The sequence below is a fragment of the Shinella sp. GW821-FHT10F02 genome (assembly GCF_058809275.1).
The window spans coordinates 388,046-400,866 of the sequence record NZ_JBXASL010000003.1 but is presented as its reverse complement, the minus strand read 5'-3'; the positions used below and the strand labels follow the sequence as shown (position 1 = coordinate 400,866).

14 protein-coding genes are annotated in these 12,821 nt (G+C 64.9%); 5 read left to right on the top strand and 9 right to left on the bottom strand.

All coding sequences use genetic code 11. The features are described from left to right. Window positions 1–25: 25 nt before the first annotated feature. The 5 genes from gnd to ccoG form a co-directional block, all read right to left on the bottom strand. Window positions 26–1,456 (bottom strand): NADP-dependent phosphogluconate dehydrogenase, encoded by a 1,431-nt coding sequence (gene gnd, locus AC1RWL_RS11720; protein ID WP_493094671.1) that lies wholly within the window; start codon window positions 1,454–1,456, stop codon window positions 26–28. Between the two features lie 168 nt (window positions 1,457–1,624). Continuing rightward, complete coding sequence (gene ccoS, locus AC1RWL_RS11715) at window positions 1,625–1,780, bottom strand: cbb3-type cytochrome oxidase assembly protein CcoS (RefSeq protein ID WP_256115522.1); 156 nt, start codon at window positions 1,778–1,780, stop codon at window positions 1,625–1,627. Next, window positions 1,777–4,065 carry a cation-translocating P-type ATPase gene (locus AC1RWL_RS11710; protein WP_493094672.1) on the bottom strand — a complete coding sequence of 763 codons (2,289 nt, stop codon included), beginning with the start codon at window positions 4,063–4,065 and terminating at the stop codon, window positions 1,777–1,779. Before AC1RWL_RS11710 ends, ccoS begins: the two co-directional genes overlap by 4 nt. After that, on the bottom strand, window positions 4,062–4,556 hold the full coding sequence (locus AC1RWL_RS11705) for a FixH family protein (protein WP_493094673.1): 495 nt from the start codon (window positions 4,554–4,556) through the stop codon (window positions 4,062–4,064). The genes AC1RWL_RS11710 and AC1RWL_RS11705 overlap by 4 nt, the downstream gene beginning before the upstream one ends. Then, window positions 4,556–6,127, bottom strand: coding sequence for a cytochrome c oxidase accessory protein CcoG (gene ccoG, locus AC1RWL_RS11700; RefSeq protein ID WP_493094675.1), 1,572 nt, complete (start codon window positions 6,125–6,127; stop codon window positions 4,556–4,558). Before ccoG ends, AC1RWL_RS11705 begins: the two co-directional genes overlap by 1 nt. Before the next feature lie 120 nt (window positions 6,128–6,247). On the opposite strand from ccoG, the gene AC1RWL_RS11695 reads away from it, so the two are divergent. The 4 genes from AC1RWL_RS11695 (at window position 6,248) to AC1RWL_RS11680 (ending at window position 8,689) form a co-directional block, all read left to right on the top strand. Beyond that, a complete protein-coding gene (locus AC1RWL_RS11695) occupies window positions 6,248–7,003 on the top strand; it encodes a helix-turn-helix domain-containing protein (protein WP_493094676.1) in 756 nt (251 codons plus the stop codon). Window positions 7,004–7,066: 63 nt separating this feature from the next. Then, entirely contained in the window at window positions 7,067–7,480 is a 414-nt protein-coding gene (locus tag AC1RWL_RS11690) for an SRPBCC family protein (RefSeq protein WP_493094677.1), read from the top strand. After that, complete coding sequence (locus AC1RWL_RS11685) at window positions 7,477–7,833, top strand: VOC family protein (RefSeq protein WP_493094678.1); 357 nt, start codon at window positions 7,477–7,479, stop codon at window positions 7,831–7,833. Before AC1RWL_RS11690 ends, AC1RWL_RS11685 begins: the two co-directional genes overlap by 4 nt. A gap of 118 nt (window positions 7,834–7,951) precedes the next feature. Next, a complete protein-coding gene (locus AC1RWL_RS11680; protein WP_493094679.1) occupies window positions 7,952–8,689 on the top strand; it encodes a GGDEF domain-containing protein in 738 nt (245 codons plus the stop codon). Window positions 8,690–8,731: 42 nt separating this feature from the next. Here the strand turns inward: AC1RWL_RS11680 and ccoP are convergent, their stop codons facing one another. The 4 genes from ccoP to ccoN are packed head-to-tail and all read right to left on the bottom strand — an operon-like array spanning window position 8,732 to window position 12,125. Then, on the bottom strand, window positions 8,732–9,595 hold the full coding sequence (gene ccoP / locus AC1RWL_RS11675; RefSeq protein ID WP_492647059.1) for a cytochrome-c oxidase, cbb3-type subunit III: 864 nt from the start codon (window positions 9,593–9,595) through the stop codon (window positions 8,732–8,734). A gap of 2 nt (window positions 9,596–9,597) precedes the next feature. Continuing rightward, window positions 9,598–9,750, bottom strand: coding sequence for a cbb3-type cytochrome c oxidase subunit 3 (locus AC1RWL_RS11670; RefSeq protein WP_493094680.1), 153 nt, complete (start codon window positions 9,748–9,750; stop codon window positions 9,598–9,600). Window positions 9,751–9,760: 10 nt separating this feature from the next. Continuing rightward, window positions 9,761–10,492 carry a cytochrome-c oxidase, cbb3-type subunit II gene (gene ccoO / locus AC1RWL_RS11665; RefSeq protein ID WP_493094681.1) on the bottom strand — a complete coding sequence of 244 codons (732 nt, stop codon included), beginning with the start codon at window positions 10,490–10,492 and terminating at the stop codon, window positions 9,761–9,763. Between the two features lie 10 nt (window positions 10,493–10,502). Beyond that, window positions 10,503–12,125, bottom strand: coding sequence for a cytochrome-c oxidase, cbb3-type subunit I (gene ccoN, locus AC1RWL_RS11660; protein ID WP_493094682.1), 1,623 nt, complete (start codon window positions 12,123–12,125; stop codon window positions 10,503–10,505). Between the two features lie 210 nt (window positions 12,126–12,335). On the opposite strand from ccoN, the gene AC1RWL_RS11655 reads away from it, so the two are divergent. Next, window positions 12,336–12,818: a hemerythrin domain-containing protein gene (locus tag AC1RWL_RS11655; protein WP_256115509.1), complete on the top strand. Its 483-nt coding sequence runs from the start codon at window positions 12,336–12,338 to the stop codon at window positions 12,816–12,818. Window positions 12,819–12,821 lie beyond the last annotated feature (3 nt).

The window sequence follows — 12,821 nt, the reverse complement described above, 5'->3', positions numbered from 1 at the left end:
CCTTTTCTCATGCTTCCGTCAAATCTCAGCCGTTGAGGCCGGAGCCCCATGGGCCGTGGTGACTGTCGGCACCGTCGGTGCGGTCGAAGCCGTGGGCGCCGAAGAAGTCGCGCTGGGCCTGGATGACGTTTGCTGTGCCGCGGCCGCGGCGGTAGCTGTCGAAATAGCCAAGCGCGGAAGCGAGTGCGGGCGCCGGCTGGCCATGGAGGGCGGCGGCGGAGACGACGCGGCGCAGCGCACCGTCGGTGTCCTTGACCATCGTCGCGAAGGCGGGGGTGACGATCAGGTTGGCGGCATCCGGTGCCTTGGTGAAGGCGCTGGTGATTTCGTCGAGGAACTGCGAGCGGATGATGCAGCCGGCGCGCCAGATCTTGGCGATCGTCGGCATCGGCAGGTTCCAGCTATATTCCTTGGAGGCGGCGGACATCACCGCGAAACCCTGCGCATAGGCGCCGATCTTGCCGGCGAGCAGCGCGCTTTCGAGGTCCTTGAGGAAGGCGGCCTTGTCGGCGACGGTGAGCGCAGGCACGTCCGGCAGGCCGAGGATTTTTTCGGCGGCTTCACGCTCGGTCTTGAACGAGGAGATGGAGCGGGCGGCGACGGCTGCCTCGATGCCGGTTGCCGGCACGCCCATGTTCTGCGCCTCGATGGCGGACCATTTTCCGGTGCCCTTCTGGCCGGCCTTGTCGAGGATCATGTCGACGATCGGGTTGCCGCTGATCGGGTCCTTGGCGGCCAGCACCTTTGCCGAAATCTCGATGAGGTAGGATTCGAGGCGGCCCTTGTTCCACTCGGCAAAGACGTCGGCAATCTCGGGCGCGCTCATCTTCAGGCCGTCGCGCAGGATGCCGTAGATTTCGGCGATCATCTGCATGTCGGCATATTCGATGCCGTTGTGGATGGTCTTGACGAAGTGGCCGGCGCCGTTTTCGCCGAGCCAGGCGACGCAGGGATCGTCGTTGTATTTGGCGGCAATCGAGGTCAGCACCTTCTCGACGCGCTTCCACGAATCTTCCGTGCCGCCGACCATGATGGACGGGCCGTGGCGCGCGCCCTCTTCACCGCCGGAAACACCCATACCGATGAAGGTGAGGCCCGAATCCTTCAGCGCATCGAAGCGACGCATCGTGTCGCGGAAGTTCGCGTTGCCGGCATCGATCATGATGTCGTTCTTTTCGAGGTAGGGGCGCAGCAGTTCCATCTGCTGGTCCACCGCGGCACCCGCCTGGATCATGATGATGATCGGGCGCGGCGGGCGAATGGCGGCGACAAACTCTTCGATCGTGTCGCAGGGCACGATCTGGCCTTGGAGGTCGCCGGCCTCCTCGTAGAATTCCTTCGTGCGCGCCACCGTGCGGTTGAAAACCGCGATCTTGTTGCCTTTTTCGGCAATGTTGAGCGCGAGGTTCGACCCCATCACACCGAGACCGATAAGCCCGATTTCCGCCTGTGCCACGTTCATACCTCCGTAGGATGGCGCGGCGTGGGATTGGTCCGGACCCAGCCGGAAACGCCGCGCAGAAAGAGATTTTGGAGCTCCGCTCCAGCCGACGTGTTTTGGCATTCAAATCGATTTACGACAAGCAAATGTTTGGTGAAGCAACGCTTTTAGAACCAGTTGAAACTAGCCCGCAGGCCTGTCATCACCATCGTCCAGAACACGCCAGGCGGCGCCCTCCACGTCGTCATATTGCCCGCTCTTCAGCGACCAGAGAAAGGCGGCGAGCCCGAGCCCGCCAAGGAAAAGCGCGATGGGAATGAGGAAAACCAGCGTGTTCATGCGGCTTGCACCATGGGCTCGGCCGGGCGCGCCTCGCCGGCCGCCCGTGCCGCGAAAGCCGGCATCTTTCCGCGCAGCCGCAACGAGTTGACCACCACGATGATCGACGACGTGGACATGGCGATGGCGGCGATCAGCGGCGTGGCATGGCCGAGAATCGCAACCGGCACGGCAATGACATTGTAACCGATGGCGAGCGCGAAATTCTGGCGGATCAGGCAACCGGCGCGGCGGGCGGTCTCAAGGGCAAAGGGGACGGCTTCGAGGCTTTCATGCAGGAAGACGAAATCCGCCGCCTGCCGGCCGACATCCGCCGCCGTCGCGGGCGCCATGGAGACGTGGGCGGCGGCCAGTGCCGGCGCATCGTTGATGCCGTCGCCGACCATCAGCACACGATGGCCATCGGCCGCGCGTTCGGCCACGGCTTGCGTCTTTTCCCGCGGCGAAAGGGCGGCACGCCACCGGCCGACGCCGAGCGCCCCGGCAATGCGGGCGACGGCGGGCGCGCGGTCGCCGGAAAGGATGGCCATCTCGATTCCCTCCCGCTTCAGGGCGTGAATCGTTTCGGCGGCGCCGGCGCGCAGGGCATCCTCGAAACGGAAGGTTTCGAGCTCCGCGCCGTCGCGCGACAGCACGACCTCGGATAGCCCGTGCTCCTCCGCACCTGTCACCGCCTTGCCGCAGGCGAAGGCACGGTTGCCGAGGCGGAGCAGGCCCTGCCGTGTCGTGGCTTCGAGACCGCCGCCGGCAATCTCCGTTACCCCGTCGATGACGGGCATCGGGCCGGCATTGGCACCCGCAAGCGCCACCGAAAGCGGATGGCGCGAATGGGCGGCGAGCGCTGCGGCTAGGGCCAGATGGCTGCGGTTGACCTTGTCGCGATCGACGAGGCGCGGCTTGCCGAGCGTCAGCGTGCCGGTCTTGTCGAAGACGGCGGTGTCGATTTCGGCGAGGCGCTCCATGGCCGAGCCGTCCTTCACCATGACGCCACCGGCAAAGAGCCGCCCCGCCGCGACGACCTGCACGACAGGCACCGCAAGGCCGAGTGCGCAGGGGCAGGTGATTATCAGCACGGCGATGGCGACGAGCATGGCATGTTTCCAGTCGCCATCGTAAAGGCCCCAGCCGAGGAAGGCGGTGAGCGCCAGCAGATGCACCGCCGGCGAATAGATCTGCGCCGCACGATCCGCGATGCGGCGATAACGCGCCCTGCCCCCTTCGGCGGCCTCCATGAGGCCGATGACCTCAGACAGGAACGAGTTGCGCGCCGTGGCGACCGCCTCGACCGTGAGCGAACCCGTGAGGTTCATCGCGCCGGCTTCGAGCCGCGTACCGGGCGTGGCGGCGAGCGGATCGCTCTCGCCGTTGACGATCGAGCGGTCGACATCGCTGGCACCGGACAGCACGCGGCAATCGACGGGGATGCGCTCGCCGGCGGCAATCGAGAGGTGCTCGCCGATGGCGATCTCCTCAACCGGCCGATAGTCGCGTGTGCCATCCGCCCGCACCACCATGGCGCCGCGCGGCGAGAGACGCGCCAGCCCGGTGATCGCCGAGCGCGCACGGTCGCGCATGACATGGTCGAGCGTGCGGCCAATGAGCAGGAAGAACAGCAGGCTCACCGTCGCATCGAACCAGGCATGTTCCGCGCTGTGCAACGTTTCCCACAGCGAGACCACGTAGGAGAGCGTGATGGCAAGCGCGATCGGCACGTCCATGTTGGTGCGGCCGTGGCGCAGCGCCTTCCATGCCGACTGGTAGAAAAAGCGGCCGGCATAGACCAGCGTCGGGCCGGCGATGAAGGCGGAAATCCAATGGAACAGGTCGCGCGTCGCGGCCTCCGCACCTGCCCAGACGGAAACCGAGAGCAGCATGATGTTCGTCGCGGCAAACCCGGCGACGGCGACGGCGCGGATCAGCTGGTTGCGCAGATGGTCGTCGCCCTCGGCGGCAAGCGAGAAGAGATTCGCGTCATAGCCGGTAGCCTTGATCGCGGCGGCGATCGCCTGCGGATCGGTCCGCAGCCCCTCGACCTCCTCTTTCCAGACCACGGAAACACGGCGCGTGGACAGGTTCACGCGCGAGCGTTCCACTTCGGGCAGTGCATTCAGCGCGCCCTCGATGGTCGTGATGCAGGCGCCGCAAAACACGCCGGGCACGCTGAGATCGCTCTGGCGCAGTCCCTCGCCGACAGGGCGGCTGGCGAGCAACAACTCCTCCGAGGAGGGCAAAGCCGCACGCGCCGCCTCGACGGCGCCTTCCGTGCCGGGTGCACAGCAACTCATTGCACGCCCCCTCCGGCCACAGTGCGGAGCGTCTGGTGGAAGACCTTCGCGCCGCCGCGCTTCGTGCTGATATCGACGATCCATTGGCCGGCCGGCACGGCGTACTCCGCCACGAAAAGCCCCTGCCCGGCCGGCTGGAGATCGACGGAAAAGTCCTTGCGTTCGTCGACCGGCCGCTTGAACACGGCCAGAACGTCGTCGGCGATGATCGCCCCGCCCTTCGCATCGAGGACCTTGTAGGTGATGCGGTTGCCCTCGATCGCCAGGCTGCCATCGATACCGCTCGCCGCAAGCGCCTTGGCTTCCGCCACCTTGCCGTTGAACTGCTGGCTGGCGACATAGGTGTTCGGCACGACGAGGCCGCTCCAGCTGTGCGAGGCGTTCCAGGCCATAATCAGGTTGACGGTGATGATGGTGCCGAAGAACAGCACCATGACGCCGAGCATATGCCAGCCGGTGAAGACGAAACCTTGCTTGTGTTGCGTAGCCATCATTTCGCTCCCGGCGTGTTGAAATTGGCGGAATAGACGTCGCGTTCGTGGCCCTGCCGGTCCTCGGCGATGATGCGGAACCCATTGGCCGCCTCCGCGAGGCGATCCTTCGGCAGCGTCACGAAGACCCGGACGGCCGTGACCTTGTCCGGATCGGCGGGGATATCGACGCTCCTGCTATCGGCGCTGTCATGGCCCGCGACCTTCATCATGGCGCCCGGCATGCCCTCGATCGACACGGTGATGACGCGCGGCTCGGGGATCATGTTGAGCAGCTTCACGGCATAGCCGTTGCGCACCGAGCCATCCGATTCGAGCACGAATTGCGGGTTGCGGTCGTGGATGACGTTGAGATCCAGCCGGTCGCGCGACAGGAGCGCGAAGACCAGCGCAAGGCCGGCGAGCGACCAGATTCCGAAATAGAGCAGCGTGCGCGGGCGAAAGATGATGCGCCAGTCGAAATGGCGGATCTTGTCGCTGAAACGCCCTCTAGCGTCCCGCACGCGCCTGGGATCGATCGCCGTCGTGCCGCCCGCGGTGGCGAGCGCCATGTTGCTCGAATAGTCCGACAGCGTGGCATAGGCGATCAGGCCGCGTTCCCGGCCGAGCTTGTCCATCACATTGTCGCAGGCATCGATGCAGAGCGCACAGGTGATGCATTCCATCTGCTGGCCGTCGCGGATGTCGATGCCCATGGGACAGACGACGACGCAGGCATTGCAGTCCACGCAGTCGCCGACGCTCTCGCCGGCCGCGATCGCCTTCTTGGCATGGCGCGTGCGCGGCTCGCCGCGCCAATCGTTGTAGGTGACGACCAGCGAGCTTTCATCCAGCATTGCCGCCTGGATGCGCGGCCACGGGCACATATAGGTGCAGACCTGCTCGCGCATCAGCCCGCCGAAAATGTAGGTGGTGACCGTCAGGATGGCGACGGTCATGTAGGCGACGGGCGGCGCCTGGAGCGTCGCGAAATTGACGAGCAGGGTCGGCGCATCGGCGAAATAGAATATCCACGCGCCGCCGGTCGCGACCGCGATCACCAGCCAGATGGCGTGTTTGCTGACGCGTTTCCAGACCTTGTCCAGCGTCCACGGCCCGGTGTCGAGCTTGATGCGCGCATTGCGGTCGCCCTCGATCGCCCGTTCCACGACGAGGAAGAGATCGACCCAGACGGTCTGCGGACAGGCATAACCGCACCACGCACGCCCGACGGCGGAGGTGACGAGGAAGAGCCCGAAACCCGCCATGACGAGCAGCCCCGCCACGAAGAAGAATTCCTGCGGCCATATCTCGATGAAGAAGACGTAGAAGCGCCGGCCGGCGAGATCGACGAGCACGGCCTGGTCCGGCGCATGCGGGCCGCGATCCCAGCGGATCCAGGGCGTCAGGTAGTAGATGCCGAGCGTCACCAGCATGACCAGCCATTTGAACTGCCGGAACCGGCCCTCCGCACGCTTCGGGAAGATCTTCTTGCGCTTCTCGTAAAGCGGCTTGCGGACCTTCGCCGAATTGACGGGTTCGGCGTCGTGGCGCTCGACGGAATTGTAGATCGTGGTGGTATTCTGTTGCATGGCTTCTGCGGCACCTGTCGTTGTGCCACCACAATGACGCCAACAACCGCCGCCATCGTTGATGTAAGTCAAGTTTGCGGCGTGGCATGGCGTGGCGGGTTGCCGCACAGAAAGGACGCGATGACGGAGACGATCCTGGCGAAACGCTACGGCGATTACCGCGAATATGCCGCCGCCGGCGCGCTTTCGGCCGTGCTTCGCTGCGCCTGGATGCACCGGGCGCCGGAGGGAGAGCCGGCCCCGCGCGTCGCCGTCGTGCCGGATGGCTGCGTCGACCTGCTGTGGACGGAGCACGGCTTTCTCATCGCCGGACCCGACCGGACAGCCGCATTTCCGAGGCTGCGGCCGGGTGAGACGATCCTGGGCCTGCGCTTCTGGCCGGGCATCGCGCGCCACCTCCTGCGCTGCGATCTCGATGCCCTGACCGGCCAGATCGTGCCCTTCGCCGATATCCGCCCAGGCGGATTGAGCGCGCACCATGAGCGCCTGCTCGCGGCTGGCGATCCCCTGAAAAGGCTCCGGCTCCTGCAAGCGGTTTTTGCCTCGGAGATGCGGGACCTGCCCGCCATGCGGCCCGATGCCGCGGCGCTTCATGCGCTGAGCATGCGACTGCCGGCAGAATCGATCGCCGCCGAAATCGGCGTGACCGAACGCACCCTGCGGCGGCTGAGTGTGGCGGAATTCGGCTACGGCCCCAAGACGCTCGCCCGCATCCTGCGGCTGCAAAAGCTGCTCGACCGCATTGAAACCCCGGAAACATCGCTGGCCGGGCTCGCCGCCGATTCCGGCTTTGCCGACCAGGCGCATATGAACCGCGACGTGCTGGCGCTGACCAGCCTGACGCCGGGTGAAATCCTGCGACAGATGCGCGGCTGACTGTCCGTTTCGTTCAAGACTTCGCTCGCCGATCGCGTATGGTCGCGCCGAAGGAGACAACCGATGACGACCATGCCCGCCCGCATCATCCACCTGAGCATTCAGCGCGACTGGCGCGCCGTCTATGACTTTGCCGCCAAGCCGGAAAACATGCCGCTCTGGGCATCCGGCCTCGCCTCCGGCCTGACGCGCGACGGCGAGGAGTGGATCGCCGATGGCGGGCCGATCGGCAATGTATGCGTACGCTTTGCACCGCCGAACGATTTTGGCGTGGTCGACCACACGGTGACGCTCCCTAACGGGCTGGTGGTGGAAAACGCGCTGCGCATCGTGCCGAATGGCGATGGATGCGAAGTGATGTTCACGCTGCTGCGGCAGCCGGATATGGACGATGCAGCCTTCGAGTCGGACGCGGCGCATGTGACGCGCGACCTCGAAGCGCTCGCAAAACTCATGGAACAGGAGACGCCGCGATGAGCAGCAGGGGCGCAGATCGCAAGATCGACTATATTGAGTTCAACGTCGCGGATATCGCCCGGAGCAAGGCCTTCTATGGCGACGCCTTCGGCTGGACCTTCACCGATTACGGCCCGCAATATTGCGAGTTCCAGGACGGCCGCCTCACCGGCGGCTTCACGACGACGGCGCCGGTCAAGGCCAGTGGCGGCCCGCTGGTCATTCTCTTTGCGGATGATCTTCAAGCCATCTTCGGCCGTGTGGAAAAGGCGGGCGGCACGATCGTCAAGCCGATCTTCGACTTTCCCGGCGGCCGGCGTTTCCAGTTCACCGATCCGGATGGCTACGAGCTTGCGGTCTGGTCCGACCGCTAGAGTGCCTTCCCTTACGTCAATGTGATCGCCCGGAAGACTTTTATCGAAGCAATTCAGGCTTTTTCAATCAGACGCTCCTAGTGAGGAGCCCGCGATCAACAATCGGCGCGGGCTCCTCATGTACAAAATCCTGGGCAAGGCATTGGTGGTGGGCGTGCTCTCCACGCTGGCATCGCTGATGATCAGCTTCGCCTTCGTTCCCATGATGGGGGGCGAGGTGGCAGGCGCCGGGCTCGTCATGACGATCGTCTGCCCGATCGCCATCTCCATCCCGGCTTCGCTGGTGCATTTCTACCTGGCGGAAAAGGTGCGCTCGGCCAATGCCGCGCTGGCGCAGGCGAAAGACGAACTCGCCGACGCCTACGCCCGCCTGCAACACCAGGCACAGCGCGATGCCCTGACCGGCGTCTTCACCCGCGCGACCTTCATGGCAGCGCTCGATGAACGCAGCCGCGCCGGCGCGCATGGCGGCCTGCTCTTCCTCGATGTGGATCATTTCAAGTCGGTCAACGACCGTTTCGGCCATGCGGCCGGCGACGAGGCGCTCATCCGCATCGGTACCCTGCTGTCCCGGCTGGTCGCGGAAGACGATCTGGTCGGCCGGCTCGGCGGCGAGGAGTTCGCCGTCTTCCTGCACGCGGCCTCGCCGGGACGCATGCTCGACCGTTCCCAGGCGATCCGCGAGGCGGTGGAAGCCATCGACCTGCGCACCGCCTCGGGCGTACGGATCGCGCTCGGCATCAGCATCGGCGCCTTCCATTGCGCGCCGCGCTTCGATCCCGCCGAGGCGCTCGCCGCATCCGACCGCAATCTCTACCGCGCCAAATCCATGGGCCGGAACATGGTCGTCGCCTGAAGAAAAAGGCCGCGGACACCGCGGCCTTCGTGTTTGTGGCGCTTATTCGCCGCCACCGAGCGAATGCACGAAGACGGCGAGCTGCTTGACCGCGGGGTCGCCGAGGCGGGGCAGCCAGGCGGGCATGACGCCGTGTTTCGGCGACTTGACCTGCGCGGCGATGGCGGCCTCGCCCTCGCCCTTCAGCCAGATGGCGTCGGCAAGGTCGGGCGCGCCCATCTCGCGGTTGCCCTTGGCATCGTCGCCATGGCAGGCGGCGCAGTTGTCAGCGAAAATCTGCTTGCCGGGCTCGATCAGGCTCGCATTTGACGGCGTGCCTGTCAGGCTGACCACATAGGCCGCGACCTGCTTGATCTCGTCGGGCTGGAGGATGTCGCCATAGGCGGGCATTTCCGAGATGCGGGTGTCGTCGTCGCCCGGATGGCGGATGCCGTGGGCGATCGTCTGGTAGATGTCGTCCACCGTGCCACCCCAGACCCAGTCGTCGTCGTTGAGGTTCGGGAAGCCGGCGGCACCCGCCGCACCCGAGCCGTGGCACTGGGCACAGTTGACCTTGAAGGCCGAGGCGCCGCCGGCAATGGCGAATTGCGAGAGTTGGGGGTCGGCCAGGATTTCCTGCAAGGACGATTTTGCGATGCGGTCGACGAAGCCCGCCTGGGCTTCCTTGGCGCTCGCCAGTTCCGTCGCGATATTGGCGCGGCTCGACCAGCCGAGCATGCCCTTCGTCGTGTCGGAGATCAGCGGCCAGGCAGGGAAGGCGATCGTGTAGCCGATCGCCCAGAGGATCGTCGCGTAGAACGTCCAGACCCACCAGCGCGGCATCGGGTTGTTCAGTTCGCGAATACCGTCCCATTCGTGGCCGGTGGTTTCGACGCCCGAGATTTCGTCAATGTGTTTCTCGGCCATGATCAGTCCTCCTTGAGGGGGATTTCGGCGGCCCGTTCGGCGGCCTTGCGGGCGCCGGGGCGAAGGGTGAAGACGACGACGGCAAGGAAGAACAGCGTCATGGCGAGCAGCCCCCAGCTGTCGGCGAAGTGGCGCATGGCGGTATAGGCTTCCATGGCGGCCTCCTCAGCGGTAACCGGCGGCATCGTCATAGGTGGAGAAGTCCACCAGCGTGCCGAGCATTTGCAGATAGGCGACGAGCGCATCCATTTCGGTGAGCTTCTTAGGATCGCCGTCGAAATCGCCGAACTTCGCCTTCGGATAGCGGGCCTCGACGCCGGATGTATCGGCGTTCGGATCGGCCTGCGCCTTCAGGTCGGCCTCGGCGTTTTCCAGCATCTCGTCCGTATAGGGCACGCCGACGGCGCGGTTGGCCGAGAGGTGCATGGAGACGTTCTTCACCTCCAGCGGCGTTTCCTTGAGGAAGGCGTAGCTCGGCATCACCGATTCCGGCACGACCGAGCGTGGCTCGATCAGGTGCTGGACATGCCACTCGTTCGAGTAGCGATCGCCGACGCGGGCAAGGTCCGGCCCGGTGCGCTTCGAGCCCCATTGGAACGGATGGTCGTACATCGATTCCGCGGCCAGCGAATAATGCCCGTAGCGCTCGACCTCGTCGCGGAAGGGCCGGATCATCTGGCTATGACAGACGTAGCAGCCCTCGCGGACATAGATGTCGCGCCCGGCAAGCTCCAGCGGCGAATAGGGCCGCATGCCCTCCACCTTCTCGATGGTGTTTTCCAGGTAGAACAGCGGCGCGATCTCGACGATGCCGCCGATGGTGACCACGAGGAGCGAGCCGACGAGGAGAAGCGTCGCGTTGCGTTCGAGGATGGCGTGTTTATCAAGAATGGACATCGGATCCCTCCTATTCGGCCGGCTGGAGCGCGGGCGCAGCCCCCGGAATCGGGGCCTCGTCACGCTGGTAGCCGAGGATTGTCATGGTCACGTTGTAGGCCATGATGAGCGCACCCAAGAGGAACAGCCCACCGCCGACGGCGCGCAGCACATAGTAGGGGAACATGGCCGCCACCGTTTCGGCGAACGAGTAGACCAGGAACCCCTGCTCGTCGTATTCGCGCCACATCAGGCCCTGCTGGATGCCGGCGACCCACATGACGGCCGCGTAGACGACGATGCCGAGGGTGGCGAGCCAGAAGTGCCAGTTGACCATGCGGATCGAATAGAGCCGTTCGCGCTTCCACAGTTTCGGCACGAGGAAGTAGATCGCGCCGAAGGTGATGAGGCCGTTCCAGCCGAGGGCGCCGGAATGTACGTGGCCGATCGTCCAGTCCGTATAGTGGCTGAGCGAGTTGACCGACTTGATCGACATCATCGGGCCTTCGAAGGTCGCCATGCCGTAGAAGGCGACGGCCATGACCATCATGCGCACGATCGGGTCGGTGCGGATCTTGTCCCAGGCGCCCGACAGCGTCATCAGGCCGTTGATCATACCACCCCACGAGGGCATCCAGAGCATGATCGAGAAGACCATGCCGAGCGTCTGCGCCCAGTCGGGCAGCGCCGTGTAATGCAGGTGGTGGGGACCGGCCCAGATATACATGAAGATCAGCGCCCAGAAGTGGATGATCGACAGGCGGTAGGAATAGACCGGGCGGTTCACCTGCTTCGGGATGAAGTAGTACATCATGCCGAGGAAGCCGGCCGTCAGGAAGAAGCCCACGGCGTTGTGGCCGTACCACCATTGCGTCAGCGCATCCTGCACGCCGGAGAAGGCCGAGTAGCTCTTCACGCCGAGGAACGAGACGGGGACCGCCAGGTTGTTGACGATGTGCAGCATGGCGATCGTCACGATGAACGACAGGAAGAACCAGTTCGCCACGTAGATATGCGGTTCCTTGCGGGTCATGATCGTGCCCAGGAACGCGATGAGATAACAGACCCAGACGACGGTCAGCCACAGGTCGACATACCATTCCGGCTCGGCATATTCCCTGCCCTGCGTGACGCCGAGCAGATAGCCGGTGGCGGCCATCACGATGAAGAGCTGGTAACCCCAGAACACGAACCAGCCGAGATTGCCGCCGAACAGCCGGGCGCGCGAGGTGCGCTGCACGACATAGAAGGAGGTCGCGATCAGCGCATTACCGCCGAAGGCGAAGATGACCGCCGAGGTGTGCAGCGGGCGCGTGCGGCCGAAATTCAGCCAGGGCTCGATGTTGAGATCCGGAAAGGCCAGCTGCAGCGCCACGACGACGCCGACCAGGAAGCCGACGACACCCCAGAACACCGTTGCGATGACGCCGTACTTGATGACCTCGTCGAAATAGCCGTCGTCATCCGAAGACGACGTGGCGGCGACGGCGGGCGCAAAGGAAATGCGCTGCACCATGAAGAGCGTGCTGGCCAGCAGCACGAAGAAGAGGACCCACATATGGGCCTCGAAGAGCGTGTCCTGGGCAAAGGCCGCGCCGAGCAGCGCGATGAACGCTCCCACGGCCAGGACGATCGTTTCCGTCATGAATTTCATCGTTGGCATCCCCCAACCGGTCAATTTCCCGCTCAAGCCGGCTCCCTCGCGGAGCAGGCCCTTGCGCTCGATTGAGGCTTCGCAGATGCGCAGGCGAGCATCCTTGACATGGATCAAGGCAGCGGACGGAAGCCGGCGGCATCAAAGGGACAGGTTGACGCAGCCGCGCGCCGAATGCGCAGCGGCCCTTCCCAAACGAGGAAGCACGAGATGACGGATTACGCAGATATCGCCCGGCTGCTTTCGGACCGCCCGACGGACACGGTCTCGCTGGACTGGCTGAAGAAGGCCCACGACACGCAGCTGACGCTGTGCGAAGCACTCGAGGAGATCGCCGACAGCCTGCCGGCGAACATCAACCGGCAGAAATGCATGTATGCCGCGAAATCGCTGATTCCGCTGGTCAACGGCGTGCATCGCTATGAGGAGGAAGCAGTCTTCCCGCTCTTGGAGCAGGCGGCGACCGGCAACCGCGATCTCACCGAGACTATCGTCCGGCTGAAGTTCGAGCATGTCGAGGACGAGTGTTTCGCGGAGGAACTGACCGACACGCTGACGCGGCTTGGCAGCGGCGACGGCACCGTCAACGCGGAAGCCGCGGGCTACATGCTCCGCGGCTTCTTCGAATCGATCCGGCGCCACATCGCCTTCGAACAGCAGTTCATGCTGCGCGGCACCGGACTGGCGTCCTGAAAC

Coding starts and splice junctions, on each gene's coding strand:
- AC1RWL_RS11670 (WP_493094680.1), bottom strand. CDS start 9,750: ATGGAAGCCTATACCGCCATGCGCCACTTCGCCGACAGCTGGGGGCTG.
- AC1RWL_RS11690 (WP_493094677.1), top strand. CDS start 7,067: ATGACGACCATGCCCGCCCGCATCATCCACCTGAGCATTCAGCGCGAC.
- AC1RWL_RS11685 (WP_493094678.1), top strand. CDS start 7,477: ATGAGCAGCAGGGGCGCAGATCGCAAGATCGACTATATTGAGTTCAAC.
- AC1RWL_RS11655 (WP_256115509.1), top strand. CDS start 12,336: ATGACGGATTACGCAGATATCGCCCGGCTGCTTTCGGACCGCCCGACG.
- ccoN (WP_493094682.1), bottom strand. CDS start 12,125: ATGAAATTCATGACGGAAACGATCGTCCTGGCCGTGGGAGCGTTCATC.
- ccoP (WP_492647059.1), bottom strand. CDS start 9,595: ATGGCCGAGAAACACATTGACGAAATCTCGGGCGTCGAAACCACCGGC.
- AC1RWL_RS11710 (WP_493094672.1), bottom strand. CDS start 4,065: ATGAGTTGCTGTGCACCCGGCACGGAAGGCGCCGTCGAGGCGGCGCGT.
- ccoG (WP_493094675.1), bottom strand. CDS start 6,127: ATGCAACAGAATACCACCACGATCTACAATTCCGTCGAGCGCCACGAC.
- ccoO (WP_493094681.1), bottom strand. CDS start 10,492: ATGTCCATTCTTGATAAACACGCCATCCTCGAACGCAACGCGACGCTT.
- ccoS (WP_256115522.1), bottom strand. CDS start 1,780: ATGAACACGCTGGTTTTCCTCATTCCCATCGCGCTTTTCCTTGGCGGG.
- AC1RWL_RS11705 (WP_493094673.1), bottom strand. CDS start 4,556: ATGGCTACGCAACACAAGCAAGGTTTCGTCTTCACCGGCTGGCATATG.
- AC1RWL_RS11680 (WP_493094679.1), top strand. CDS start 7,952: ATGTACAAAATCCTGGGCAAGGCATTGGTGGTGGGCGTGCTCTCCACG.
- AC1RWL_RS11695 (WP_493094676.1), top strand. CDS start 6,248: ATGACGGAGACGATCCTGGCGAAACGCTACGGCGATTACCGCGAATAT.